28 protein-coding genes are annotated in these 26,035 nt (G+C 63.9%); 11 read left to right on the top strand and 17 right to left on the bottom strand.

Translation table 11 applies throughout. The annotated features are described in order from the left end of the window. Positions 1-2: 2 nt before the first annotated feature. The 5 genes from QA645_RS15290 to QA645_RS15270 form a co-directional block, all read right to left on the bottom strand. Positions 3-236 (bottom strand): hypothetical protein, encoded by a 234-nt coding sequence (locus QA645_RS15290; protein WP_254194476.1) that lies wholly within the window; start codon positions 234-236, stop codon positions 3-5. Positions 237-424: 188 nt separating this feature from the next. Then, a complete protein-coding gene (locus tag QA645_RS15285) occupies positions 425-4,201 on the bottom strand; it encodes a tetratricopeptide repeat protein (protein WP_283051234.1) in 3,777 nt (1,258 codons plus the stop codon). A gap of 254 nt (positions 4,202-4,455) precedes the next feature. Beyond that, positions 4,456-4,647 carry a hypothetical protein gene (locus QA645_RS15280; RefSeq protein WP_283051233.1) on the bottom strand — a complete coding sequence of 64 codons (192 nt, stop codon included), beginning with the start codon at positions 4,645-4,647 and terminating at the stop codon, positions 4,456-4,458. Positions 4,648-4,683: 36 nt separating this feature from the next. Further along, on the bottom strand, positions 4,684-5,493 hold the full coding sequence (locus tag QA645_RS15275; RefSeq protein ID WP_283051231.1) for a tetratricopeptide repeat protein: 810 nt from the start codon (positions 5,491-5,493) through the stop codon (positions 4,684-4,686). Between the two features lie 105 nt (positions 5,494-5,598). After that, positions 5,599-6,246, bottom strand: coding sequence for a FecR domain-containing protein (locus QA645_RS15270; RefSeq protein ID WP_283051230.1), 648 nt, complete (start codon positions 6,244-6,246; stop codon positions 5,599-5,601). A gap of 389 nt (positions 6,247-6,635) precedes the next feature. Here QA645_RS15270 and QA645_RS15265 point away from each other — a divergent pair, with 389 nt between their 5' ends. Next, entirely contained in the window at positions 6,636-9,377 is a 2,742-nt protein-coding gene (locus QA645_RS15265) for a VCBS domain-containing protein (protein WP_283051228.1), read from the top strand. A 57-nt stretch (positions 9,378-9,434) separates the two neighbouring features. On the opposite strand, the gene QA645_RS15260 is transcribed toward QA645_RS15265, so the two are convergent. From QA645_RS15260 to fliL, 4 genes are read right to left on the bottom strand one after another with little or no spacing between them, the layout of a single operon-like run. Further along, on the bottom strand, positions 9,435-10,193 hold the full coding sequence (locus tag QA645_RS15260; RefSeq protein WP_254194483.1) for a flagellar protein FlbB: 759 nt from the start codon (positions 10,191-10,193) through the stop codon (positions 9,435-9,437). 9 nt (positions 10,194-10,202) lie between these two features. Beyond that, the gene (locus QA645_RS15255) at positions 10,203-10,649 is read right to left on the bottom strand and encodes a DUF6468 domain-containing protein (protein WP_234679442.1); all 447 of its coding nucleotides are present in this window, start codon (positions 10,647-10,649) and stop codon (positions 10,203-10,205) included. Continuing rightward, positions 10,646-11,848, bottom strand: a complete 1,203-nt coding sequence (gene fliM, locus QA645_RS15250) for a flagellar motor switch protein FliM (RefSeq protein WP_027534776.1) — start codon at positions 11,846-11,848, stop codon at positions 10,646-10,648. The genes QA645_RS15255 and fliM overlap by 4 nt, the downstream gene beginning before the upstream one ends. Positions 11,849-11,877: 29 nt before the next feature. Beyond that, the gene (gene fliL / locus QA645_RS15245; RefSeq protein WP_254132578.1) at positions 11,878-12,378 is read right to left on the bottom strand and encodes a flagellar basal body-associated protein FliL; all 501 of its coding nucleotides are present in this window, start codon (positions 12,376-12,378) and stop codon (positions 11,878-11,880) included. Positions 12,379-12,762: 384 nt separating this feature from the next. Here fliL and flgF point away from each other — a divergent pair, with 384 nt between their 5' ends. From flgF to flgH, 4 genes are read left to right on the top strand one after another with little or no spacing between them, the layout of a single operon-like run. After that, the gene (flgF, locus tag QA645_RS15240) at positions 12,763-13,527 is read left to right on the top strand and encodes a flagellar basal-body rod protein FlgF (RefSeq protein ID WP_254132579.1); all 765 of its coding nucleotides are present in this window, start codon (positions 12,763-12,765) and stop codon (positions 13,525-13,527) included. Positions 13,528-13,543: 16 nt separating this feature from the next. Next, the gene (gene flgG / locus QA645_RS15235; protein WP_027534779.1) at positions 13,544-14,332 is read left to right on the top strand and encodes a flagellar basal-body rod protein FlgG; all 789 of its coding nucleotides are present in this window, start codon (positions 13,544-13,546) and stop codon (positions 14,330-14,332) included. Between the two features lie 10 nt (positions 14,333-14,342). Next, entirely contained in the window at positions 14,343-15,476 is a 1,134-nt protein-coding gene (gene flgA / locus QA645_RS15230; protein WP_283051219.1) for a flagellar basal body P-ring formation chaperone FlgA, read from the top strand. Between the two features lie 9 nt (positions 15,477-15,485). Further along, entirely contained in the window at positions 15,486-16,253 is a 768-nt protein-coding gene (flgH, locus tag QA645_RS15225; protein WP_254132581.1) for a flagellar basal body L-ring protein FlgH, read from the top strand. A 148-nt stretch (positions 16,254-16,401) separates the two neighbouring features. On the opposite strand, the gene QA645_RS15220 is transcribed toward flgH, so the two are convergent. Beyond that, a complete protein-coding gene (locus QA645_RS15220; protein WP_283051217.1) occupies positions 16,402-17,181 on the bottom strand; it encodes a fumarylacetoacetate hydrolase family protein in 780 nt (259 codons plus the stop codon). A gap of 84 nt (positions 17,182-17,265) precedes the next feature. Beyond that, complete coding sequence (locus tag QA645_RS15215) at positions 17,266-18,294, bottom strand: aldehyde reductase (RefSeq protein WP_283051216.1); 1,029 nt, start codon at positions 18,292-18,294, stop codon at positions 17,266-17,268. Between the two features lie 94 nt (positions 18,295-18,388). Here QA645_RS15215 and QA645_RS15210 point away from each other — a divergent pair, with 94 nt between their 5' ends. Then, positions 18,389-18,787, top strand: a complete 399-nt coding sequence (locus QA645_RS15210) for a helix-turn-helix domain-containing protein (protein ID WP_283051215.1) — start codon at positions 18,389-18,391, stop codon at positions 18,785-18,787. Between the two features lie 240 nt (positions 18,788-19,027). Here the strand turns inward: QA645_RS15210 and QA645_RS15205 are convergent, their stop codons facing one another. The 3 genes from QA645_RS15205 to QA645_RS15195 all read right to left on the bottom strand — a co-directional run bounded on the left by QA645_RS15205 (position 19,028) and on the right by QA645_RS15195 (position 21,282). Further along, complete coding sequence (locus QA645_RS15205; protein WP_283051213.1) at positions 19,028-19,828, bottom strand: phytanoyl-CoA dioxygenase; 801 nt, start codon at positions 19,826-19,828, stop codon at positions 19,028-19,030. A 261-nt stretch (positions 19,829-20,089) separates the two neighbouring features. Continuing rightward, on the bottom strand, positions 20,090-20,455 hold the full coding sequence (dksA, locus tag QA645_RS15200) for an RNA polymerase-binding protein DksA (protein ID WP_008142458.1): 366 nt from the start codon (positions 20,453-20,455) through the stop codon (positions 20,090-20,092). A 215-nt stretch (positions 20,456-20,670) separates the two neighbouring features. Continuing rightward, positions 20,671-21,282 carry an NAD(P)-dependent oxidoreductase gene (locus tag QA645_RS15195; protein ID WP_254194490.1) on the bottom strand — a complete coding sequence of 204 codons (612 nt, stop codon included), beginning with the start codon at positions 21,280-21,282 and terminating at the stop codon, positions 20,671-20,673. Positions 21,283-21,415: 133 nt separating this feature from the next. Here QA645_RS15195 and QA645_RS15190 point away from each other — a divergent pair, with 133 nt between their 5' ends. Continuing rightward, positions 21,416-21,787, top strand: coding sequence for a helix-turn-helix domain-containing protein (locus tag QA645_RS15190; RefSeq protein ID WP_254132587.1), 372 nt, complete (start codon positions 21,416-21,418; stop codon positions 21,785-21,787). 25 nt (positions 21,788-21,812) lie between these two features. On the opposite strand, the gene QA645_RS15185 is transcribed toward QA645_RS15190, so the two are convergent. Further along, entirely contained in the window at positions 21,813-22,226 is a 414-nt protein-coding gene (locus QA645_RS15185) for a flagellar assembly protein FliX (RefSeq protein ID WP_283051211.1), read from the bottom strand. 269 nt (positions 22,227-22,495) lie between these two features. Here QA645_RS15185 and QA645_RS15180 point away from each other — a divergent pair, with 269 nt between their 5' ends. From QA645_RS15180 to QA645_RS15165, 4 genes are all read left to right on the top strand, one after another. After that, complete coding sequence (locus tag QA645_RS15180; RefSeq protein WP_254132589.1) at positions 22,496-23,632, top strand: flagellar basal body P-ring protein FlgI; 1,137 nt, start codon at positions 22,496-22,498, stop codon at positions 23,630-23,632. Beyond that, positions 23,632-24,015, top strand: a complete 384-nt coding sequence (flgJ, locus tag QA645_RS15175) for a flagellar assembly peptidoglycan hydrolase FlgJ (RefSeq protein WP_254132590.1) — start codon at positions 23,632-23,634, stop codon at positions 24,013-24,015. The genes QA645_RS15180 and flgJ overlap by 1 nt, the downstream gene beginning before the upstream one ends. An 11-nt stretch (positions 24,016-24,026) precedes the next feature. Continuing rightward, positions 24,027-24,524, top strand: a complete 498-nt coding sequence (locus tag QA645_RS15170) for a hypothetical protein (protein ID WP_283051209.1) — start codon at positions 24,027-24,029, stop codon at positions 24,522-24,524. A 160-nt stretch (positions 24,525-24,684) separates the two neighbouring features. Further along, positions 24,685-25,044, top strand: coding sequence for a flagellar protein FlaG (locus QA645_RS15165; RefSeq protein ID WP_148778243.1), 360 nt, complete (start codon positions 24,685-24,687; stop codon positions 25,042-25,044). 14 nt (positions 25,045-25,058) lie between these two features. On the opposite strand, the gene QA645_RS15160 is transcribed toward QA645_RS15165, so the two are convergent. Beyond that, positions 25,059-25,427 carry a hypothetical protein gene (locus tag QA645_RS15160; protein WP_283051207.1) on the bottom strand — a complete coding sequence of 123 codons (369 nt, stop codon included), beginning with the start codon at positions 25,425-25,427 and terminating at the stop codon, positions 25,059-25,061. 12 nt (positions 25,428-25,439) lie between these two features. After that, positions 25,440-25,808, bottom strand: coding sequence for a flagellar biosynthesis regulator FlaF (gene flaF / locus QA645_RS15155; protein ID WP_027534793.1), 369 nt, complete (start codon positions 25,806-25,808; stop codon positions 25,440-25,442). Between the last annotated feature and the right edge of the window lie 227 nt (positions 25,809-26,035).

The following is a 26,035-nucleotide window of genomic DNA, read 5'->3' as shown; positions in this document are numbered from 1 at the left end:
CCTTACTTCACGTCATACTGCTTGCTGAGGTGATCGCCGATCTGCACCAGCATGGCGACGCTTTCGGGAAAGCCGGGCTTGGCGCGCGTCGCCTGGTCGGCATCGGCGCGGAACTCCCAGCTGTCGCCGTCGCGGACGATCGAGATGGACATGCCCTCGGGGCCGTCGGTATGGACCTTCAACTCGGCGCGCGCCATGGCGATGAGTTCGGCTTCGGTCTTGGCAGGCTTGCTCATATCGTCGCTCTCCCGGCATGAAGGTGCACAGGTTGCCGTCTCGCCCGGCACCTGTCGAGAGGCCAGAAGTAGCAGAGTTCCTAAAGCGCGATACGCGCTTTAGGTTATTGTTTGAGCATGATCTCCGCGCAAACGCGTTCCGCGTTTGTCGCGAGGGAAAACCGCGGCGCACTTTTCCGGATCATGCTCTATCGCGTCATCTTGATCTGCCGCACGACCGGGATCGTCGGCAGCGAGCCGGTATGATCGGTCTCGTCCTTGGCCTGCGGGGCGGCCGGTGCGCGGGCGGTGGCGTCGGGGAAGCGCTGCTTCATCTCGCGGAGGAAGCCATCGAGCGTGTCGACGCTTGCGGCGAGTTTTGCAATGTCGGCGAATTCGGCGCTGGACGCCGCGGCCGGCTTGCTGGCGATGTCGAAGGCGAGCCGGTCCGCGCTCTCGCTCATCAGGGGGGCGTATTTCTCGCGAAAGCGCGACAGCCCGATCGAGTCGTCGGCCAGCGCATAGCCGACGGCGGCGCGGATGATGTCGCTCTTCTCCACCGCATTGAGCGGCTTGAAGTCGCGGAAGCGGTCGCCGTAATAGAGCTCGATCTGCTCGGCGGACTCGCGCCAGCGACGTCCTGCCCAGAAGATGTCGGACCGCAGCCGCAGCACCTCGCGGCCACTGACATTGGAGACGATGTCGAGTGCGAGATCATGGCGGCCGACGTCGCTCTGCGCACGCGCTTCCAGCAGCAGGCGCTGCTGCCGCAACTCGCCGGAGAGATCGCTGATGCGGCTGGCGCGCAGCGCCGTGATCGCCATGTCGGGCTTGCGGTTGGCGAGGTAGATCATGGCGAGGCGCGCCGCGACCTGCGCGCGCGCGGCACCTTCGAGGCGGTGGTCGACCTGGTATTGTAGCAGCTCGGCGGCCTGGTCGAGCAGATCGATCGAGGCGAGACGATCGGCCAGGCGGCGGATCAGCTCGTCACCGCGGCGGCCGATCGGCGTCAGCTCGCGGAACTCATAGAACATCCCGAGCGCCTCGACCGGCGGCAGCTCGTCGCCCTTCGGCCCCAGGAAGATCTGCGTAAACAGATCCGAGGCCAGATCCTGCGCCTGGCGCGAGGCTTCCGCATTCGGCTGCAGCTTGGTCGCGGTCCGCGCCGCGGTGAGCGCATCGCGATAACGCCCATTCTCGGAATAGAGTTGCGACAGCATCTGCAGCGTCTTGACCTCGATCGCGTCGCCGCGCCACGTCATCGACAGCGTCTCGAGCTCCTTCAGCGCGTCTTCCTTGCTGATCTCGTCACGCTTCTGCCGCAGCGCGACCTCGAGCTGCTTGGCTTCCGCCGCTGCCTGCCGGTCATTCGAGGCGACCGCGAATTTGTAGTCGTCGAGCGCGTCCTTGTCGTGACCGAGCGCCTCGGCGAGCCGGCCGCGCAACACGGCAAAGCCGGGCGCAGCTTCCGGCGACACGCCGACCACCTCGATCTCGCCGCGGCGCTTGGAGGCGCCGGCATAGTCCTTCACCTCGAGCGAGGCGCGCATCGCATCCATCGTCACGATGCGCTGGATGTCGAGCGGCAGCGAGGCGATGGCGAATTCGACATTCTTGAACTTCTCGCGGGCATCCGCCCATTTGCCCTGGCGCGCATAGGCGAGCGCCTTCCAAAGCTGCGAGTCGTGGCTGTTGCCGATCACGGGATTGGCGAGATCCTTCAGGCCTAATGCAGGCCGTCCGATCAGGATGCTCGAGATCGCATGCACGATCAACGCGCCGCTCTCCTCCTTGTTGAGGGGATCGCTCAGCATCAATTCGGTCACGGACTTGGCTTCGTGATACATCGCGCGCGACATGTAGAACTGCGCGAGGTCGAGCCGCGGCAGCGAACGCTGTGCCGGCTCGACGGCGGAGATCGCCGCAATCAGTTCGCTCTGGCGCGTCCAGAACTCTTCCGACTGGCCCTTGCGCCAGCCCTCGGGATTGAAGACCGGCCGCACCGCAGTCGGTGCGCGCTCGGCCGAAACGTCGACCGGCGACAGCGTCAGGCCGCCCTTCTTGCCGAGGATGACCTTGTCCGATCCGACCTCGACGCCGACCTCGTCGGAGTTCGGCCGGATCGCGATGCCGTGGGCGGATTCCAGCAGCGAGAGATCGACGAGATCCTGCCGCTTGATGAAGCCGCGGACCGGCCGCTGCGCGGTGACGACATAGAGCATGTCGCCGGCGTCAGGATCGGTGAGCTTGTGCATCAGGCCCGGATTGGCGAAGGGGATCGCGATGTTGGCGAGTGCGGGATCGGTGATGTTGCGCGACATCATCAACGGCAGCGGCGTTGCCTGGATCTTGTCGGCGAGCGTGAGCAGCCAGTTGGTCTCCTTGCCGACCTCCTCGCTGGTCAGCGAATAGACCAGCGGACGGGTGAGACGGATGCGCACCGCCTGCCCCTTCTCGAGCGGCATGCGGCTGACCTCGCCGATCATGGCACCGCCTTTGGTGCGGATCGCTTCGACGTCGACCGGCTTTGGCGAGTCGAACACCAGCCACACCGTGTCGCCGCGACGGAACGCGGCGGCGGGCGTTGAGACCTGAAGCGGGAATGTCACGCGCAGGCCGTCGCTGTCACGCCGCGCATCGACACTCGCCGCCGCGGGCGGTGGCGAAGCTTGGGCTTCGACGGGCGCAGCCTTGGGCGTTTCTTTGGGTGCTTCTTTCGGCGTCTCCTTGGCAGCTTCCTTGGGCTCTTCCTTGATCGGTTCCTTCGCGGCTTCCTTCACGACCTCTTTGGGCGCCTCGGGCACCACGGGCTTGGCAGGAGCGGCAGGCACGGCGGCTTCCGTCGCGGGTGGCGCGGGCTTGGGCGCTTCCGTGACGCGCGGAGCTTCGGTCGAATTTATTGCCGCTGCCGACTTCGGCGCCTCGGCGGGCGGCATCGCCGCGGGCGTTTCCGGCTTCACCTCGGGCTTCACGTCAATTTTAGCTTCGCGCGCGATCGTTTCCGAGGTCGGCGGCTTGATCTCGCCATGGGCGTCCTTCGGCTTTGCGGCCGCCGGCTTCTCAGTAGCCGGCGCCGGTCCGTGACCACCGGATTCGGCCTTTGCGATCGTCGCTTCAGGCGTCGCCGCCCTGGTCTTGTCGGGCTGGAAGGCGATGTCGACGACGTAGTTCTTGTCGTCGCGGAAGGAGTGCACGTCGGAATCGCCGATCAGCGCAATCTCGACGCTGGTCTGGTCGATATCGGACTTCTGCTTGATCGACGCGACGTTCGGCGGCGCGGCGACGACGGCATCTGCAAGGTCGAAGCTGAGATTGGCGTTGAAGGCGAGCGTCAGCTTCTGCTCATTGAGCACGGAGGACACACCGACGCCGTCGGGCATCTCGAACACGAAGCGCACGAAGGTCGGCTGCATCGAGGCCCGCACGCGGATCGGCGGACGCTTCTTGCCTTCGGCCGCGGCGCGCTGGGCGCGCAGCGCGCGTTCGGCAGCGCGCGCGCGCTCGGCGAGTTCCTTGACCACCTCCTGAGGCAGGCTGGGCGGCGGTCCCTTCCAACCTTCCGGCATCAGATCGACGAAGGTGCGCTCGCCGGCATTCATGGTGTTGACGGTGACGCGCCGCGCTAGCGACAGCCGGATCGCGCTGCCGTCGGGGTCGCGCCGGGCGGAGTTGACGTAATCGGGCGCACCTTCCGGCACCCGGTCGACGGGAACGTCGACGGGTCGATCGAAGCGGATGATGAGGATGGAGCCGGCGGTCGTCACCTCGGAGGGTACGTCTTCGCCGAGCTTGATCACGAGACGGGCAAAACCGCCGCTGGCCGAAAAGCTCGCCTCGCCCCGAATCGTATCGGCCGCTCGGGCACCATGATTAAGGCCGACCAACAGGCAGGCTGCCAGAACAGGTGCCTTACGGATATGACGCGACAGGCCCAGCGCCAAAGCGCGGGCTCGCGACACAAATCCAGCGGCAGCCTTCTGCGCCATTGGCGGCATTTCTTCCGGTTCGACGAGTCATGCCGGCACTGGCGCCGGCCCGTGCCGTCGACTGTAGGTTTTGCCAATTAAGGACTTGTTAATGCTGTAATGAGGACTTGATTGGGCACAGGGTGACGCGACGCCCTGCTCGTGGACCGAGACGTTCGCGTACGGAATCTGGGGGAGCAATGGGTTAAGGAGGTGTTAACGCCCCGTCGTCGCGCGCACCGTCATCGGCCGCGTGGGCACAAAAAGACGGCCAATCAAGCGCCACCATTGGCCGGCAAGAAACTTATCTCGCCTCGCGCTTCGCGAACTGACTGCATGGTCGATCGCTCTTCCGAGATTCGACTCTCGATGTACTCACGCTCGAGATCCGTCAGCTGCGTGTTCAACAACCGCTGATAGCGGCGAATGCTGTCGTGAGCTCGAATGAGCGCGAACCTTGCATCCATATTCACCTCCGATTCGTTCCGCGTGACCAGGCCAACTCAGTCGGAAACGACGCCAAAACGTGTGAACTCGTCGCCGATGTTCCCCTGAATTGTCTTGGCTGCCGAAATGTCGGCATCCCCGCCAACCCCGTCGCCTTGCTTCAGTTTGGCAAGCCCGCGGCCAAAAAGCGCGCTGGCCAATGCCGGGGCAGCTCGCAGGGCAGAATTGTAGTCGTCGATCGCGGCGCCGAATTCACCCATCTTCAGGTGGATCAGTCCGCGCGAATCGTACACGGCAGCGCTGGTCGATCCCGATTGAAGCGCTCTGTCGCAATCCTCCAGCGCCGCCTGCCAGGCGCCGAGAACCGCCCGGGTCCAGCATCGTCCGCTCCATGCGGACTGCAGGTCGGGCTGGAGACGAATTGCCTCGTCGTAGTCGCGCGCCGCGCGCTGGTGGTCCTTCTTCTTCAGATAGGCTCCGGCGCGGTTGACGAAGGCAGCGCCGTAGCCGGGATCGAGCTTGATCGCACCATCAAAGGCTTCGATCGCGAGTTCAAATTCGCCTTGCCTCAGATGAGCCACGCCGCGGTTGTTGAAAGCCTTCGCGTATGTCGGATTGAGTGTGATCGACTGATCGAAATCGCGGAGCGCCCTGTCGTAGTCGCCCCTTGCGGTGTAGGCGTTGCCGCGATTGTTATAGGCGATGGCCAGCGCTGTGGTCGGACCTTGACGCGCCTCTATGAAAGCCGTGCAGGCGTCGATCCGGGCATCGAGCGGGGTGGCACCGGTCCCGTTGCATAATTCGATCTTGCTGAGATAGCTGTCCTTCACCTTGGCGTTCTGGGCTGCGACCGGCAGGCCGACCAACAGCAAGACGACAAGTGCGATTCCGCCTTCAGCGATGGAGGACCTTGCTTCCATGTCAGGCTCCCGATCTTCTGAGATCTGGCGATGGCACGGTTAGCACCAATTCTAGCAGCCGCGGCAAATGTTCAGATTGAGCCTGTGCTCGACCCTTTGCTCGGCTTTCGGCGCCCCCGCTGCGCCGGACCTCTTCGTATATTTGTTCTTGCCCTCTTCGATGAGAGTAGAGAACCTGGTGGTTCCGTCGTCCGAGATTTCGACGTGAGGTGTGGTGCCTCGAATGCCCATCGTGGCAACCGGCGTTTCGATCTTCATGTCGCCGGTCTTCGCAACCTGGCCGGCGACAAAAACGAACGTCCCCCGAGTCAGATTGAAAACCGTCGAATTGGACTTCCCAGTCGGGTCGTAGACATATTCGTCCAGCGTCATGTGGGCGTTGCTCGACAGGTTGAACGAAGTTCCATCGACAAAGTTGATGCCGACCCGTCCGTCGGCACCGGTTCGGACCACATCGCCCGAATAGACGGGATCTCCGATCTTCGTCTGGATGGCGTCGCCCGCGACGTTTGCCTGGACAATGGCGGCACCCGCATGCTCGATGATGACCGAGCCATCGGCCGTCACAACTTTCCCGATTGGCGTTGACGCCGAGTCCAGCACGGCACGACGCGGAGAATCGCTCTGCGCGTGGACTGCGCAGGCGGCCTGCGCGAGGACGAGACCTGCCACGAGAATAATCGTTGCACGAGTGCCCATGGCTTCCTCCTCTAGAAGATATCGTCCTTGAGCATCCGAACGGCTCGGACAGCGTCGGTGAAGCCATCGCGCATCATGGCAGACCCGTCACAACAAGCCACGACAGTCAAAATGGTTATTCCGGCTTAATCCGAATGGCTGATCGCGGTGCCCAAAAGAGCCACTATCCGCGCCCGGCAATTTCAAACAGCTTTTCTCAAAGCCGTGGCGTCCGGCAAACGACAGCAGTTCTGCCGTGATCCGCCTGGGCGGAATTCTCGGAGACCACGGCCTTTAGCGGGCCTGACTGACGTTGCCGGCACAAAACTGTTCCCGATCGCGTGACGCGGCAAGCCGGCCAAGGTACGGCGACGGCTGAGGCCGACTGTTTGGGCAATCGGGGTTGAACAATGTTCGGCACGTCCACTGCAAGGCACGGGGACGAGCGCGAAGCCGCCGCGGCCCCGCACCGCCAAGTGAGGACCGCGACGAGCGGCGCTCTTGATGCGCCCGCTACCCAGATTCGTGAGCGGGCCTCTGCCGGGGGCTTCGGGATGCTGTCGCTCACGGCATTGCTCCTCTCGATGATCAAAGAGGTCGAGGCGGCAGACCCGAACGTAACGTTCCTCGACGACGATACGATTGCGTACAAGGACCTTGCGCACGGCGCGTTCGAGCTCACCACCAAGGAGGCCATCCCGCGGCACATCATCGTCGAGGATCCCGGACAAACGGTCGTGCTGAGTAAGGTCGGCTCCGGGGTTTCCGTGAACCAGCTCGACAACAGCGCGACGCGCATGGAGGAGCTGCGGGCGGTCCAGCAAGAGGCGCTCGAAAATTTCGCGAAGGGATATGGCACGCACGGGTCCGGCACCCCTCCGTTCGTCAAATCCCTGCCGCTGGAGCCGATCCATTTCATAGCGCCCGACGCACCCGCGGCGCCGAACGCACTGCCAGCGGTGCCCGTCATCATGATGCCCGAGATCATGATCGTGAAGACGCCGCCGACCTTGAATGCTCAGGCGCCCCCGCTTGAACTCGACACGGCCGTGTTCGACGTCTTCACCGCAACGAGGGGAACGTTCAGCGCCAGCAGCTCCAGCTCCAACGCCGCGCTGACTTTCGCCATCAGCGGAGGCGCTCCGGGCAATACCGTGCTGGATGGAGCAACCTACGACGTATCGAAGACCAGCGCTTATGGCACGCTTTATCTGAACAGTACGACTGGCGCCTATGCCTTCGTTCCCGACAATGACGCGATCAACGCGCTGAAGACGTCGACCACCGATAGCTTTGTGATCGCCGTGTCAGACGGGTCGCTTTCGGCACAGCAGGTCTTCACGATCAACATCAATGGGGTCGACGACGCGGCGATCATCTCCGGCATAACGACCGGCACATCGATCGAATCCGGCGGCGTCGCCAATGCCTCGTCCGGATCATCCGTCACGACCGGCAAGCTCTCGGATGTCGATGTCGACGACCCCGCCAACACTTTCACGGCCGTCAATTCGCCGACGCCGAGTGCACACGGCTACGGCACTTTCACGATGACCGCCGATGGCGTCTGGGCCTACACGCTCGATCAATCCAACAGCGCAGTCCAGGCGTTGAACATTGGCCAGACGCTGACCGACACTTTTACGGTGACGAGCATCGGCGGGACCCCGCAGTTGATTACCATCACGATCAACGGCTCCAACGATGCTGCCATCATCTCCGGGACGGCGACCGGCACCGTAACGGAAGCCGCGTATGGGACGCGCGGGACACCGACCGCAACCGGCAGGCTCACCGATACGGATGTCGACAATACTCCCGACAGCTTCACGCCGGTGACCTCGCCAAAGGTGAGCGACCACGGTTATGGCAGCTTCCAGATGACGGCAGACGGTGTCTGGACCTACCTGCTCGACAACGCAAATTGCGCCGTCCAGGCGCTGAACGCCTGCGATACCCTGACGGACACCTTCACGGTGACCACCATCGACGGCACCGCGCAGGTGGTGACGATCACCATCCACGGCACGAACGATCCCGCCATCATCCGCGGCTGCACCACAGGCTCGGTGACCGAGCCCGACTGCGAGGAACGAGGCAAGCCGACGGCGAGCGGCAGACTGACCGACACCGACGTCGACAACCCGCCCAACACATTCACGCCGGTCACTTGTGCGACGCGGAGCGCGGGCGGCTACGGCACCTTCACGATGACCGCCGCCGGCGTGTGGACCTACACGCTCGATACCACCAACTGCGCCGTAAAGGCGCTTTCTTCCTGTGACACATTGACCGACACCTTCGCGGTCACCACCATCGATGGCACGGAACAGACGATAGCGATCACAATCCACGGTGCCGACGATCGCGACCATTTCGGTCACGCGGCAGCTCACGATGCCGCCGCCCCGCCCCATGCTGCCGCGATCCCCGAAGACAATACGGCTGCAGATGGTTTTGCCGCCGTTCAGACGGTGGCTGCGAGCACCCACGACGCGCGCACCGGTGACACCGCTGTCTCCGGCGAAAGTCCGGATGATGGCAAGATCAGTTCACAGGACAGTTGCGATGCCCGTTCTGGCGGATACGAGCGGAATCTTCTTGCCAGTAGTTCCAGAGACGACCATTTCGTCTTTGCCTCGACATCAAATCCCGGTGCGGCGCGCCCTGATATCGTCTCTGGATTCAAGATAGACTCTGAGCGCATCGACCTGACGGCTCTCGGCGTCGACCGCAGCATCCATTCCGGCACAGGTCCCATCGAGACGTCACACCATGAAAATCAGTTGCTCGAGCAACATCACCGGGACCCGACAGGCGAGAACGACCTTCCTCGTGTTGCCTGGGTTCGCCTCGGGGACTCATTTCATTTCAAGCAGCCAGCCCCAGACGGTTCGGGTGTCCTTGCGCCCGAGCCGAGACACGCGGCGGCCGAACCCCACGCCACCGAGGATGGCGCTTTGCGTGACCACCGATCAGGGTCCGGCGCAGGATTGGATGATCCCTCGGACCCGTCCGGTCATCACGAACATGCCGGCGTAGTCCATGGATTCGGGGCGGCGCCGATGCCTGAACTGTCCCCGCTGCACATTGATCCAGCTCACGGGCCAGGCTCAACTCACGCCCTCGTACCGCACGATCTGATCGTGTGATGCCCGCAGGGCGACGGTGTCAATGTCGCCTTCTCGCGCTCCGCGCCTCTCGAGCCCTCAATTCGGCTTTTGCGTCGGCTTGCCGTCGATCTTGGGAAGATCACTGGCGGAGGCAGCCTGATCGCCGCCCCCATTGGCGCGGCGGGCCATTTCGACGGTCAGCCGCTCGGCCGCTTCCGACGACATCAGTCCCAGGATGTCGGACATCTTGCGCGGGGCGATCGCCGAGGCGATCTCGATCAGCACACCCATTTCCAACCGGTCGAACACCCGCGCCGCGTCCTTGGGCTTCATGCCCTCATACATGGTCACGAGGCCCTTCAAGCGCTGGGCCTCGGCGGCCTTCTGCTCGGCCTGGGTCGCGGTGATGCGGGATTCCACCGCTTTCATCTCCTCGACCTTGTCCTCGATGCGCTTCTCGGCCGACTTCAAAAGGCTCTCGCGGATATCGATCTCGCGCTGACGGGACTCGATCTCCTGGCGGCGCGCCTGCAACCGTTCCAGGATCGCGCGCTCCGAGGCCGAGACCTGCGGCTGGGCTTCGTCCATCTTGACCGGGGTGCCCTCGAACTTGGTTTCGGGCGCGGCCGGCTTCGGCGCTTCCTTCGGCGCGCCATGCGTGGAGCCGGTGATGTCAGGGTCCTCGCCCCCGGGAAAATTCAAATTCTCCTGCGCCCAGGACTTCTTCACCTGCTTCGGCTGGTAGTCGAAGACATAGCCGCCATTGATCACGAGCCCCGCCACTTTCAGTGTGGCGAGACCTGCGACCGCAACCAGGACGACCGGAATGACGCGGATGTTACGAAAGGACTTCATACCCTGACTTTATGCGGCGAGACCGTTGGACCTTCGGCGCTCGGAGAACGCTTCGGCGGCAGCGGCCACCGCCTTCGCCGCCGACGGCTTGGCGACCGGGGCGGCCGCGGCTTCCGGATTCGTGACGGGGCGCGCCGCGATCGCGATCTTGGAGAGGCGACGCACCACGTTGTCGGCTTCGCCGAGCTGCTTGTGGAGCTGGTCGGACATCTGCGTGGCGGCGGCAAGCTGGCTGCCGAGATTCTCGTTGACGTCGCGCACCGCGAGCTTGAGCCCGCCGATCGCGCGCTCGGCGATCTCGGTCGCGGTGATGAGCTCGCCGATCACAGCCTTCAGCGAATGCTCGTCCGCCTTCAGCCGCGTCAGCCGCTTGTTGAGCAGGATGCAGTAGCCGATCGTGAGCATTAGCAGGATAGCCACCAACGTCTCGATCGCCATTCCCAGAGAGTGGTTCATGGGGCCTCCATCAGCTTGTTCTGTTCGTCCACCTTCTCGAACATCGCAAGTGTCGTACTTGGCTTGCGCAAGGGTTTCGTCACGCGGATCGCAACGCGTTCCCCGACCCGGCCCATGCGTCCTTCGGTGATCGTGACGTCGCCGCAGCGCACGGTGACGTTGGCATCGGCGCGCATGTCGAGCGGCAGCGTGTCGCCGACCTTCAGCCGCATCAGCTGCTTGAGCGGAATGTCGGCCTCGTAGAGCACGGCGTCGACGGAAATCTCGGCCTGCACGATCTCGGTGGCGAAATGGCCTTCCCAGATCGGGTCGCGGCCGAACTTTTCGCCCATGAACATCTGGAGCAGGACGGCCCGGATCGGTTCGATGGTCGCGTAAGGCAGCAGCAGTTCGATGTTGCCGCCGCGATCTTCCATGTCGATGCGCAGGCGCACCAGGATCGCGGCGTTGGCGGGACGGCTGATCGCGGCGAAGCGCGGATTGGTCTCGAGCCGGTCGATCGTGAAGGTCACCGGCGACAGCGGCCGGAACGCCTGCTCGGCATCGGCCAGCACCACCTCGACCAGGCGCTTGACCAGCTCGGTCTCGATCGTGGTGTAGGGCCGGCCCTCGATGCGGAGCTGGCTCGAGCCGCGGCGGCCGCCGAGCAGCACGTCGATCATCGAGTAGATCAGGCTGGAATCGACCGTCGCCATGCCGAAATTGTCCCACTCCTCGGCCTTGAAGACCGAGAGCACGGCGGGCAGCGGGATCGAGTTCATGTAGTCGCCGAAACGCACCGAGGTGATGCGGTCGAGCGAGACTTCGACGTTGTCGGAGGTGAAATTGCGCAAGGAGGTCGTCAGCAACCGCACCAGGCGGTCGAAGACGATTTCGAGCATCGGCAGACGCTCGTAGGAGACCATCGCCGAATCGATGATCGCGCGGATGCCGGAATGGTCGTCGAGCGTGACGTCACCGACGGTGAAGCCGAGGAGATTGTCGATCTCCTCCTGCGACAGCACCCGCTCGCCCGAGTTCTTGCCGTTGCCGAGATCGCGGCTGCCGTCCTCGACCATGGCCGCCCATTGCAGGGCCATGGTCTCCGAGAGTTCGTTTTCGGCAGCAGCCTTCGCGGCCTCTGCGGGATCCTCGGAATCGAGCGACGCCTCCCATTGGGCGGCAATCGCATCCTGGTCCATCTGCTCGTTGCCGGCCATGACGCTAGCCCGTTACCTTCTCTGAACCGTCACTGGAGCACGACTTCCTTGAACAGCACCGCGCTGACCTGGATCGGCGCGACTGCGGCGTTGACGCGCTTGGTCAGCTCTTCCTTGAGGCGGAAGACGCCGGCGGAGCCGTTGAGGTCGGAGGAGCGGAGCTCGCGCACATAGGTCTGGAAGATGTCGGTGACCCGCGGCATCGACGGCTTGATCGCCTCGATCTGCTTCTCTTCCTTCAGCTCGAGCACGATCTTGAGCTTGAGATATTGCACGCGCTCGCCGGGCGCACCGGCGAGGTTGACCATCATGTCGGGCACTTCGACGAAGGCCGGCGGCTTCGGCGGGGGAGCGACCTCGGCATGATGCTCGTCTTCACCATGACGGAAGAACAGGAACCAGGTTGCGGCGCCGCCGCCGAGCACGACCAGCGCGCCGACGATGATCAGGATCAGCTTGAACTTGCTTTTGGGGGCAGCGGCTTCCGCGCCTTCGGCGGCTCCGCCGCCTTCCGCTTCATTCTCTGCCATGATCGTCCGGGCTCGCTCATCTCAAAAGGATCGAAAGAGCGAAGCCTCCTGGCAGACAGTGACGCGATACAAATGCCCCAGCGCAAAGCGCTCCTCTTACAAGCAAACGCTACGGTAATAATGGTTAACGGAACCTTTCGATTGGGCCCCCGCTAGGAAAAATCTGCCGGGCAAACATGGCTAACAGAACCTTTCTGCCTCCCGCCCGCGCCGCCAAAAATCGACAACCCATTGGAATTTAACACCATTTCAAGTTGGCACGGCTTTCGCTGAGAGAGGGGCGAGACCGAACGGTTTGGGAGAACCCGACGGTCTCGTTCACGGGATCGGCCAAGGCGCTTGGGAGAGCGAAATGGCGGATCTCACGCAAGGGGAGATTGACCGATGCAGAATGCGCTTCTGATCGGCTTGTCACGGCAGATGACGTTGGAGCGGCAGATGGATGTCATCGCCAACAACGTCGCCAATGCCAACACCAACGGCTTCAAGGCCGACCATTCGCTGTTCGAGGAGTACCTCAACTCGAACGCGCATGAGGACAATTTCGTCGGCTCCGACCGCCGGGTCTCCTATGTGCAGGACCGCGGCACCTACCGCGACGTCGGCCAGGGGCCGATGGAGGCGACCAACAACCCGCTCGACATGGCGATCAGCGGCAACGCGTTCTTCGCCGTGCAGGCCAATGGCGCCGAGCGCTACACCCGCGACGGCAAGTTCGCGCTCAGCAGCACCGGCCAGCTCATGACCTCCGACGGCAATCTCGTGCTCGGCACCGGCGGCCCGATCGTCTTCCAGCCGACCGACCACGACATCAACGTCGCCGCCGACGGCACCGTGACCGTGCTCGAAGGCACGGCCAAGACCGACTCGATCCGCGGCAAGATCCGCATGGTGGAGTTCGACGATCCGGCCAAGCTGACCAAGCTCGGCGCCAATCTCTACGGCGCCGGCTCCGCCAACCAGCAGCAGACCACTTCCAAGTCCACCCTGCAGCAGGGCTACATCGAGAAGTCGAACGTGAATTCGGTCGGCGAGATGAGCCGCATGGTCGAGGTCATGCGCAGCTACACCGCGATCGCCAACCTGCTCCAGCAGCAGAGCGACCTCCACAAATCGGCGATCGAAAAGCTCGCCGACGTTCCGGCCTGATTAGGGGACCACTGACATGCAAGCGCTCCACACCGCTGCGACCGGAATGGCGGCACAGGAACTGAACGTTCAGGTGATCTCCAACAACATCGCCAACCTGCGCACCACCGGCTTCAAGAAGCAAACCGCGGCGTTCCAGGACCTGATCTACGAACACGTCCGCCGCGTCGGCGCGCAGGCCTCGGACCAGGGCACCATCCTGCCGGTCGGCGTCGATATCGGCGGCGGCGTCAAGACCGTCGGCACCCCCCGCAGCATGACGCAGGGCACGCTGTCGCAGACCGGCAACGACCTCGACCTCGCGATGTCCGGCGAAGGCTTCTTCAAGATCCTGATGCCTGACGGCACCTACCAGTACACCCGCGACGGCACGTTCCAGATGGACAACCAGGGCCGCGTCGTCACCGCGCAGGGCAACCCGGTGCAGCCGACCATCACGATCCCGAACAACGCCTCGGGCATCACCGTCAACGAGCAGGGCCAGGTGTCGGTGACGCTGCCGGGCTCGTCGAGCAACACCATTCTCGGCCAGATCGGCGTGACCCGCTTCATCAACAAGGCGGGCCTGCAGCCGGTCGGCAGCAACCAGTTCACCGAGACGACCTCATCCGGCGCGCCGCAGGACGGCACCGCGAACTCCGAAGGCTACGGCAAGATCACGCAAGGCAGCCTCGAACAGGCCAATGTCGACGTCGTGTCGGAGATGAGCGACCTGATCGCCGCGCAGCGCGCCTACGAGATGAACGCCAAGGTGATCAGCGCCGCCGACCAGATGATGCAATCGACCACGGCGCTGTTCCGCTGAGGTGATGACCATGATCCGCACCACGCTTGCCACTCTCTCCGCCCTGCTCGTGCTGGCGCTGCCGGCACAGGCCGCCGACGACGGCATCGCCGTGCCGACGCTGCGCGCCAGCGTCACCGTCACCTCCGACGTGGTGCGGGTCGGCGACCTCATCGAGAACGCCGGCTCGGCCGCGCTGATCGCGGTCTATCGCTCGCCCGATCTCGGCACCACCGGCGCGCTGCCGGTTGCCCAGGTCCTGAGCGTGCTTCGCGCCAAGCAGGTGATCGGCGTGATGACCGGCGACATCAAGGAAGTCCAGGTCACGCGGCTCGCCCGCACCTTCGCCAACAAGGATCTCGAAAACGCGGTCGCCTCCGCGCTCGAACGCCGCTTCGGCCTCGGCGACGCGGCCAACATCACCGTGACCTTCGACCGCGGCGTTTCCGACATGCGGCTCGATGCCTCCAACACCGGCGCGCTGCAGCCCGTCGCAACGCGCTACGACGCCCGCAGCGGCCGCTTCGACCTCGCCTTCGAGATCAACAACGACAACACCCCGACGCCGACCAAGCTGCGCTTGACCGGTACTGCGATCGAGACCGTGGAAGTCGCCGTCCTGACCCGCGACATCGAGCGCACCGAGACGCTGAAATCCTCCGACGTCGCGCAGGAGCGACGGCCCAAGGCGGAAGTGCCGGGCGAGGCCGCCACGCGCGACCGCACCGTCGGCATGCAGCTTCGCCGGCCGATGCGCGCCGGCACGCCGATCCGCGTCGCCGACATCGCCAAGCCCGAATACGTGTCACGCGACCAGAGCGTCACCGTCATCTACCAGGTCCCCGGGATTTATCTCACCACCCGCGGCAAGGCGATCGAGAGTGGCGCCGAGGGCGACACCGTGAGCGTCCTCAATTTGCAGACCAAGCGCACGCTGACCGGCATCGTCACCGCCCGCGGCCAGGTGACCGTGCAGGGCGCCAGCCAGTCCGCGCCGATGGAGGCTGCGGTCGAGCAGACCTCCTCGCTCAAGCGTGACGAGGCGCCCGCCCCCGTCGACACCGCAGCCCTCCTCCGGAACCTGGTCCAGTCCCCCGCGTCGCCGGCCCAGATCGCAGAAGCCCAGATCCCGCAAGCTCGCGTCTCGCAAGCTCAAGCAAAGTAAGAGTTCGTCATGTCCGCTTTCAGTTCGGCTTACCGTCTTCGTCGCGTCGTGATCTCGGCCCTGCTGCTCGCCACTTGCGCGCTCGCAAGCGGCTGCTCCTCGATCGACCGCCTGTCGCAGATCGGCGAGCAACCGAAACTGTCCGCGATCGACAATCCGACGACGCAGCCCGGCTACAAGCCGGTGCAGATGCCGATGCCGAAGCCGGAAGTCGCCTCCTACAATCCGAACTCGCTGTGGCGGAACGGCAGCCGCGCCTTCTTCAAGGATCAACGCGCGACCCATGTCGGCGACCTCCTGACCGTGACCGTGAACATCACCGACAAGGCCAACCTCTCCAACGAGACCCAGCGCAGCCGCACCAATTCGGAAGATTCGGGCATCACCGATTTCATCGGCTCGAAGACGCTCGGCGTCCAGGCGCAGAAGGTGCTGCCCGGCCGCATCCTCACCGCCGACTCCACCGCCTCCAGCGACGGCAAGGGCTCGGTCAATCGCACGGAAGCCCTGCAGACCAACGTCGCAGCGGTCGTGACCCAGGTGCTGCCGAACGGCAATCTCGTCGTCGAAGGCAAGCAGGAGATCCGCGTCAACTTCGAGATCCGCGAACTCGTGGTCGCCGGCATCGTCCGGCCTGAGGACATCCAGAGCGACAACACCATCGATTCCAGCAAGATCGCGCAGGCCCGCATCGCCTATGGCGGCCGCGGCCAGATCACGGACGTGCAGCAGCCGCGCTACGGCCAGCAAGTCATGGACGTGCTGCTGCCCTTCTAAGTCTCTCCCGAGCTCCCACATCGTGTTCGCGAACCTAGGCGCGAACGACGATGTACTACGCGGCCCTCGCTAGCTCCCCTGGCGAGGGCCGCATGTATTTTGGCGGTGGTGGCGCTTCACACTCGGCCATTGCAAACGGAGAGAGCGTTCACGTGAACTCCGCCTCCACCGAGCCCAATCCATCCAGCTCCATCCGCACCTTGTCGCCGGCTTTCAGCCATAGCGTCTTCACCAGGCTGCCGGTCAGCACGAGCTGTCCCGCATGCAACCCCTTGCCTTCGGCGGCGAGGTGGTTGGCGAGCCAGGCGAGTGCATTGTGGGGATGGCCGAGCACGTCGGCGCCGGTGCCGTGGCTGACCTCCTCGCCATTGACGAGGGCGCGGCCCTTGACCGCCTTCAGGTCCGGGACCGACGAGCGTGGTACCGCCTCGCCCAGCACGCAGCCGGCGGCGAAGAAATCATCCGCAATCAGCGTCGGCGCGCCCATCGTCTCCCATTTTACATAGCGGTCGTCGACGATCTCGATCGCGGGATGATAGGCCTCGACGGCTTCGCCGACCCATTCGGCGGTGAACGGCGCCTCGCCGGCGGCGAGGTTCCGCTTCAGGCGCACCGCGATCTCGCACTCGACGCCGACACGGACATAGTCGGAGGCCGCGAGCTTGACGCCGCTGTCATGCACCCCCTTCTGGAATACGCCGCCGCCGCAGGGGTGCGGGATGCCGATATAGTCCTGCATCACCTGGCTGGTGCAGCCGATCTTGTAGCCGACCAGCGGTCCGACATTCTTCAGCAGAAGATCATGCAGCGCCCGCTGAACCTCATAGCCCTCGGCTTCATCGGCCGGGGGAACTTCAAGCGCCGCAAGCGGCGCATGGTTGCGGCGCGCCAGCGCGATGGCCTTTGCGGCTTCGAGAATTTTGTCCATCGGCGCCGACTCCCACGCTACGCACTTGAGAGCCGCACTTCAGCATCCCCGCCCGGGCATGACAAGCGCGGGCGGCATATGCTGTCACGCCTTGACCAGGCCGAGCCGGATCAGGCTCTCGGCCGTGGCGAGGATCGCCTCGTCGTTGGAACGGGGCTGCCAGCCCAGCATCGACCTCGCCTTGGCGCTGGTGGAATGCCTGACGCGGCCGAGCATCGGCACGACCGCCTGCAGCAGGGGAATCCGGCTCGCGGCGAGCCGCACCAGCCAGTCCGGGGCCTGGAGCCGGGGAACCCGGCGCGCCCGCGATCCCAGTTCCCGCCGCAGCACCTTGCCGATATCGAAGATCGACAGCGTCTCTCCGGAGACCGCGATGAAGCGCTCGCCTTTCGCCTCCGGCGCTGTCATCGCCCGCAAATGCAGGTCGGCGACATCGCGCACGTCGACCACGCCGAAATAGACCCGCGGCACCGCCGGCATGGCGCCGTCGAGCAGCGATTTGACGATCTCGATCGAGCCAGAGAAGTCCGGCCCGAGCACCGGACCGAAAATCCCGGCGGGGTTGATCACCGACAATTCGAGCCCGCCGCCGTCGCGCGCGATGAAATCCCAAGCCGCCCGCTCCGCCAGCGTCTTGGACTTGATATACGGCTGCACGTCGCTGCCGGCGAGATTGGTCCACTCGGTCTCGTCGAACGGCTTCTCCCGCGGCGGATGGCCGTAGCCGATCGCGCCCAGCGACGAGGTGATGACGACCCGCCTGACGCCGGCATCGCGCGAGGCGCGCAGCACCCGCAGCGTGCCGTCGCGGGCCGGAACGATCATCTCGTTCTCGTCCTTGGGCACGCTGGTCGATAGCGGCGAGGCGACGTGGAGCACGTAGTCGCAGCCCGTCACCGCCGCCTGCCAGCCCTCGTCCGCCGTGAGGTCGGCGGTGAAGAAGGACAGATTCTCCGGCGACGCCGCCCCGCCCTCGCGCAGCATGGCCAGCACATCGGTTTGCCGGTCCGGCCGCCGCACCGTCGTTCGCACCACATGACCGGCGGCCAGAAGCTGCAGGACGACATGGATACCGACGAAGCCGGATCCGCCGGTGACCAGAACGATGCTCATTGCCAAATTCCCCATATTGCGCCGGGTGGCTAAATTGGTTCCGCCACCCTGCTCAGAACCGCATCTGGTCACTATCTCCGGGGGAACAAGTAGAATGGATTTCGAGACCGGTATGGAAAACCTGACCAGCGTTTGCGACGGCGACTGCGATTGCAGCCCGGACCCAACCCTGCTCGCCGATTTCAAGCGCGCGATCCATGCGCTCGGCGGCAAGTGGAAACTGGAGATCCTGTTCGCGCTGATGAACGGTGCGGTTCGTTTCGGCGCGTTGCGGCGGTCGATCGGTGGCATCACCCAGCACATGCTGACCACGCAGCTGCGGGAGCTCGAGCAGGACGGCTTGGTGTCGCGCACCGCTTTCGCGGAGAAGCCGTTGCGGGTCGAGTACGAGCTGACGGACGCGGCTTACGGCCTGCTGCCGGCGTTTAAGGAAATATTGAGCTGGTCCAGGGTTTATGGGGATGCAAGCCTTGCTGCATCGCGTGAAGCCTGATTGCAGCGATGTTTGAAGCTGCTGGATCAGGGCCTCAGCATCCGAGACGATCTCGTTGATGCGACTCGCAAAACCTCCCGCACGTGAAGTGAAAGCTGTTTCTCATGTGAATTCACGTGAGCTTGCAGGAATCGACTCTAGGTCCTTGATCCTGATTCACTTTCCACCATCGCGACGATAAGCGCGATGTCGTGGTGCCCGAACCGGCACCACGACATGACGAGATCGAAGCTCCGCGTCTCAGGCGTAGCCGAGCGCGAGCCGGATTGCGCTCTCGACCGGCGAGTAGACGCCATCGGGCCGCTTCAGCCTGTACGGCTCGGCGAGAGGAAGCGACGGCTGTGCCATGAAGCGCGGCCGCGTCCCCTGGTGCCTCTGCGCGGCATGAACCAGGAAGGGATGGCAGAGATAGACGGTGCCGGCATCGCCGGTCGCCAGCGCAATCGGACAATCGGCTCCCATCTCGTCCAGCACCATGCGCGCCCCGCCCGCCTCACCCGCCGGCGCCAGATAGCGCGCCATCGGAACATGCGAGCCGACCCGGATGCGCGTCGGCGCATCGTCCTCGCCGACGTCGGAGAACAGGAACAGGAGCAACAGCGCCCGTCCGCGCGAGGTGACGTTGACGCGCCAGGCCGAGAAGTCGCGCGTCTCGTTCGGGTCGCAATCCGCGCCGGGAAAGCTGAGATCGACGTGCCAGCCGGCGTCGCCCGGATCGTCCGGATGCGGAAAGCGCACTGGAATCGTGCCGATGTCGCGACGCGGGCGCCAGCGTCCAGATCCGACGATCTGGTCGAATGCCGCATGGAGGACGGCCGTGTTGATGGCGTCCCGGAACGGAGGATCGCCATAGCCCGGCAACCGGATCACCGGCCGCGTCCAGGTCGACGGGTCATCCTCCCTACACGGCAGGTCGCGCCACATGATGGCGCGCGCGGCCTCGGCGAGGTTGCGGGGAAAGGCATTGTCGATCCGGACGAAGCCTTCGCGAATGAATTGGTCGATTTGCGCCTCGTCGAGCGCGCAGGAATTGGCAGTCATGCTGTCTCTCAATTGCTCGCCAGCCTTCGTCGTCCGCGCGTTGCGGAACCGGCCGGCTCAATCGGTTGGGAATCCGCGAGTGGAACTCGCGGGACGCGATGCCTCTGCGATGGAGGCGCCTGCGCTCAGCCCAGGAAGGAAACCGAAGCGATATTGAGAGTGCAAATCATCATGGCGGCGCAAATTTACGCGCCAAACCAGCGGCGCTCAAGCGGCACCGTAAGCTCAAAAATAAAGAGCCGCATCGCTGCGGCTCGGACTCTATTCGTCGCGATAGACCTTCTCGCGTTTCTCGTGGCGCTCCTGCGCTTCCACCGAGAGCGTCGCGATGGGCCGGGCCTCGAGCCGTTTCAAAGAGATCGGCTCGCCGGTATCCTCGCAATACCCGTAGGTGTTGTCCTCGATGCGCTGGAGCGCGGCGTCGATCTTGGCGATCAACTTGCGCTGGCGGTCGCGGGCGCGGAGTTCGATGGCGCGGTCGGTTTCGGACGATGCCCGATCGGCGAGATCGGGGTGGTTCACGTTCTCCTCCTGCAGAGCCTGCAGGGTGAGCTTGGACTCTTTGAGGATCTCATCCTTCCAGGCGAGGAGCTTCATACGGAAGTACTCCTTCTGCCGGTCGTTCATGAAAGGCTCTTTTTCGGTCGGTCGGTAGTTTTTCAACTTTTCCAAGGGCGGCCTATCTTCTTAAGCAACGACTCGTGAACGGAACGAAGTCCGTTGAGCCGGGGCTTATATAGCTACCCCATGTGACAGACAATATTTCCTTAATAGCGCGGTTACCGCCCCCAAGCCCTTGCACAGGAAGGTTTATCCGTAAGGGCCCGGGGGCGGCCAAAAGCCTAGTAACCGACCGTGAAACGCTGCCTCAGATGGGCCGGCTTCTCGATCTCGTCGGCGAGCGCGATGGCGTAGTCGGCGAAGCTGATCCAGCTCTTGCCGTTCGCATCTGCGAGAAGCTGATCGGTGCCGAGACGGAACTTGCCGGTGCGTTCGCCCTCAATGAACAGTGCCGAGGGCGAGAGGAAGGTCCAGTTCAGCTCCTTTTCCTGCCGTAGCAGGTCGAGGAAAGCGCCACCCGCCTCCGCCTCGGCTTTGTATTGGGCCGGAAAACCGGGGGTTGTGACCAGTTTGACGCCAGGAGCGACCTCCAGGCTGCCGGCGCCCCCGACAACCAGGTAACGACCGACCTTGGAGTCCTTGGCAGCAGCAATCAGCTTGTGCGGGTCGCTCGCCAGGAAGTGGACGGAACTCACCGCAACATCATGCCCGGCCCAGAGTTTGGTCAGGCCGGCCTGATCGAGCACATCGCCTTTGGTCGGCGTGACGTTCGGCAGGCCTGCGATCTTCTCCGGGTTCCGTGCGATGGCGGTAACGCCATGGCCACGGCGGGATAGTTCCTTGGTGATCTCCGAACCGGCCCGGCCCGAGGCGCCGGCAACTGCGATTTTCATGGAAGGCTCCTTCGCTTCTATAGTAACCAATAGTTACTAGATATCGCAAAGAACGCTGGTGTTAAGAGAGCACTTTGTGCTTACCTGCTTACGCAGGAGTAACCGGCAAGCCGAAGCAAGCGCGAGGATTGAGATGAAACCCAATGTCTATGCCGCCGAGTGCCCGACACGCCAAATTCTCGATCGCGTCGGCGACAAATGGGCCGTGCTGATCCTGTTGCTGCTGCGCGAGGAGCCAATGCGCTTCAATCAGTTACGCCGCACCATTGAAGGCATCTCGCAGAAGATGCTGAGCCAGGTTCTCAAGTCACTCGAACGCGACGGCCTGATCAAGCGCCGCGCCATCGCGACCGTGCCGGTGACGGTTGAATATTCGATCACGCAGCTCGGCGTGACACTCGCTGCTGCGGTGGATCCGTTGCGCGATTGGGCCGAGGAGAATCTGAAAGACGTGCTCGCCGCCCAGCGCCGCTACGATTCGCAGCAGAAGGAGGAAGCGGCGTAAAGCCGTTGTTCTCGCGGGATCGCGGTCAGCCCCGCCCGGCCTTCGCCAGTTCGACCTCGACGCGCAGCTCGATCTCGGACAGCACGGAATCGAGACCGGGATCGCCGGAGGACGATTTCAGGTTTGCGGCCGCGTCGCGCAGCCGCATCACCGTCGAGGCGTCGAGATTGCCGGACAAGAGTCCCATCTTGAGATCGTCGAGCACGTCGAGCGCGGTCTTGCCGCGGGCGACCGAGCGCTTGCGGCGCTCGACCGGATCTTCCTCGATGCCTTGCAGCGCGAGCAGCGCGTCGATGTTGGCGGAAGCTTTCGGTGCGGCTGCGGCGCGCGTCTCTTGCGCCGACGAGGTTTCGGGCAGCACGAAGGTGCCGGAGCTCGTTCGCTTGGCCTGGCTGGCCGGCGTTCCAAGCGTGGTGCCATTCGGTCCGTAGATGCGCATCAGAGCAATCCGGGTGATCGATGCGCCACATTCGCCGCTTTATGGTTAACGGGGCGTAAACGGCCCGGCAAAATCTGCCGACAGGCGGCAGTTTCGCTCCTCAAGGCGAATGCCTGCTGGCGCCGATCCCAAGAGATTTATTCAACCTATTCAATCGACTATCCCCTCTGCCCCGTGTTGGCACAGCGCTCGCAAGGAAAGCGTCGGACCAGCTCGTCATGGGAGTGTCGCAGATGGTCCGAGATGTGAGGAGCCTCGGGGAGCAGAGGATGCCAGGCGTTCGTTGGGTAAGGATTCTGAGTGGGGTTTTTGGGGTGGCCTGTGCCGCGCTGTCAGCGCTGGCGCTCTCGGCGGCCTCTGCAAACGCGACCTCGCGTATCAAGGATCTCGCCAATATCGAAGGCGTGCGGCAGAACCAGCTTATCGGCTACGGCCTCGTCGTCGGCCTCAACGGCACCGGCGACACCCTCAACAACATCCCCTTCACCAAGCAGTCGCTGCAAGCGATGCTCGAGCGCATGGGCGTCAACATCCGCGGCGCCACCATCCGCACCGGTAACGTCGCCGCCGTGATGGTGACCGGCAACCTGCCGGCTTTCTCCACGCAGGGCACGCGCATGGACGTCACCGTCTCCGCGCTCGGCGACGCCAAGGATCTGCGCGGCGGCACCCTGCTCGTCACCCCGCTTCTCGGCGCCGACGGCAACGTCTACGCGGTCGCGCAGGGCTCGCTCGCGATCTCCGGTTTCCAGGCCGAGGGCGAAGCGGCGAAAATCGTGCGCGGCGTTCCGACCGTAGGCCGGATCGCCAACGGCGCCATCATCGAGCGCGAGATCGAGTTCGCGCTGAACCGGCTGCCGAACGTGCGACTGGCGCTCCGGAACGCAGATTTCACCACGGCCAAGCGCATCGCGGCTGCGATCAACGATTATCTCGGCGTCAAGAGCGCCGAGCCGATCGATCCCTCGACGGTGCAGCTGACCATCCCGCCGGAGTTCAAGGGCAACGTGGTCGCATTCCTGACCGAGATCGAACAGCTCCAGGTCGATCCGGATCTCGCCGCCAAGATCATCATCGACGAGCGCTCCGGCATCATCGTGATGGGCCGCGACGTCCGCGTCGCCACCGTCGCGGTTGCACAGGGCAACCTCACGGTCACGATCTCCGAGAGCCCGCAGGTGAGCCAGCCCAACCCGCTGTCGCGGGGCCGGACCGTGGTCACGCCGCGATCGAGCGTCGGCGTCACCGAGGACGGCAAGAAGTTCGCCGTCGTCAAGGACGGCGTCTCGCTGCAGCAGCTCGTCGATGGCCTCAACGGCCTCGGCATCGGCCCGCGCGACCTCATCAGCATCCTCCAGGCGATCAAGGCCGCGGGTGCGATCGAAGCCGACATCGAGGTGATGTGATGCAAACCGGCATGCTCAACACCGCGCACGTCGTCACCGCCGCGCTCTCGAACCCTGCCTTCTCGGTTGAGAGTCGCAACAACCGGCCCGACTTCGAGCTCGCCGCCGCGCTTCAGAAGGTCTCGCCGCAACAGCAGGCCAAGGCGCAGAAGACCGCGACCGACTTCGAGGGCATGTTCCTCAACAGCATGTTCGCGCAGATGACGTCGGGCTTGAAGGGTGAAGGCCCGTTCGGCGACACGCCGGGCACCGGCGTCTGGCGCTCGATGCTGACCGAGCAATATTCCAAGAACTTCGCCAATGCCGGCGGCATCGGCGTCGCCCGCGACGTCTACCGTACCCTGATCATGCAGCAGGCCAAAACCACTCTTCGTACGGCATAAGGTCAAACGAGATGAACCACTTCAGCCCGTCACGTCAGCCGATGCCAGCGCAGCGCCCGAACAGCACGCCCGAGAGCGCCGCGGCACGCAAGCTCGCAGAGGACCTGATGGACGCGATGAGCGCCCTGCTCGGCCTGATCGAGCGCGAGACTGAGCTGGTTCGTGCCGGCAAGGTCCGCGAGGCGATGACGATGGAGAGCCAGAAGCAGGAGCTATCGCGGCGCTACGTCGGCGCCGTCAGTCAGTTGAAGGCGAACCAGACCCAGCTCTCGAAATCCGCGCCCGAGTTGCTCTCGACGCTGCACCGTCACCACGACGCCTTCCGCGCCATGCTTCAGGTCAATCTCACCGTGCTCGCGACCGCTCATGCGGTCTCCGAGAGCGTCGTGCGCGGCGTCAACGCCGAGATCCAGAAGCGCAACGTGCCGAACACCTATACGGCCGCGGGACGCCGCGCCACGCCCGGCCCGCGTCACATCACGCCGCTCGCGGTCAGCCGCACGCTCTGAACGCAGACAAGGAACTCCATCCAATTTTACGAAAAACCGCGCGGCGATAGCGTCGCGCGGTTAGTCACGTTTGCTTACCGGGTGTTCAATCCTGGTGTTCCATGGTTGCGCATTGAGAGGGGTTGGGATTTGACTCACACAAGGCAACCAGGAGGCTGCCATGAGTACAGATTTCAGCATCAGGCCGGTGGGGATACCGGCCCCCGTACAGATCGTCACGACGTCGAATTCGGCGGCGAACGATGCCGTGCAAACCGATTTACCGGTGAGCCAGACGGTCGCCGCGAGCGATACGAGCGCGGCTGCGAGCAATGATCTGCAGAGCAATGCGAACATTTCGCGCCAGGTCGTGTTCGACCAGGCGTCCGCATCGATGGTCTTCCAGGTCGTCAACGACCGGACCGATGCCGTGGTCAATCAGTTCCCCGACGAGGCGATGCTGCGCCGGCGAGCCTATTTCCACGCACTGGATTTGAAGTCGGAGCCCTCACGTCCGCTCAATACGGACCTCAGCGCTTAAAGAGCGCCCGCCGATCAGTTGTCGAGCGTGGCCTGGGCGGTGTCGAGATAGCTCGAGCCGGTCGCCGGGTCCGTGACGACGTTCTTGATCTGCGCCGTGCCGGTGTCGGTCAGCGTGAACTTCGTGTTGCCGAAGCGGAACGACGAATCCTTGATCAGCACCTGCTGGTATTGCGAGGTCCCCTCGCTCTGATAGTGGAGCTGCGCGCGGAAGCCGTTGACCTGCGAGATGTTGAGCGAAAACTTCTTGCCGTCGGCGTAGGTGCCCGTCCAGTTGCCCTGGTACAGCGACGAATCGACCGCAACGTATTTGGACGAGCCTGTCGTGCTCGAAAGCGTATTCGCCTTATACGCGGTCGACAGGATGCTCATGATGTCGGACATCACGAGTCTCCGTCAGGGCCGGCCGGACAGACCGGCAGCAATATTGCGGTTGATCTCGATCAGCGGGCGGAAGTGATCGAACTGCGGGCTCATCTGCAGCGCCGCGGTCTGGCTCAGCACGAACACGCTGATGTTGGCGATCTTCTGCCGGACGTCGAGCGGCTGTGGGTTGTTCTCGCGCATCGCTTCGCTGAGGAAGATGGTCCAGAGCTTGCGGTTGAACATCAGCGCCTGCGTGGTCTGCTCGCTGAAGGGGTCAGCGGCATTGATCGCGTCCTGGAGCTTGTTGGCCGCCTTCAGCAAGGTCTGCGCCTCGACATCTCGAGGAGATGCGGTGGTCGTTGCAACACGCGCGTAGGCCGAGGCAGCGGAATTCGACATCAATCACACCTTGGAAGCTTCCTAGCCCGTTGAACGGACTTAAGGATTTCTTTCCCAACCCTATGCAGTAGCGCTTAAGATTTGCTTACATGTGCGCCTGGAAGCACTCCGGATTATTACGGGTCGCTTCGTGAGCGCGAGGCTAGATGCAAGGACGCAAGCTGTAAACTTGCGTTGCATCGCGCATCTCGATCGCAGCTAATCTTGTCTTAGCGAACTCCCTCAAA

The sequence above is a fragment of the Bradyrhizobium sp. CIAT3101 genome, from assembly GCF_029714945.1.
Taxonomy (GTDB): domain Bacteria; phylum Pseudomonadota; class Alphaproteobacteria; order Rhizobiales; family Xanthobacteraceae; genus Bradyrhizobium.
The sequence above is the reverse complement of the archived record's forward strand: the minus strand, read 5'-3'. Positions and strand labels throughout refer to the sequence as shown.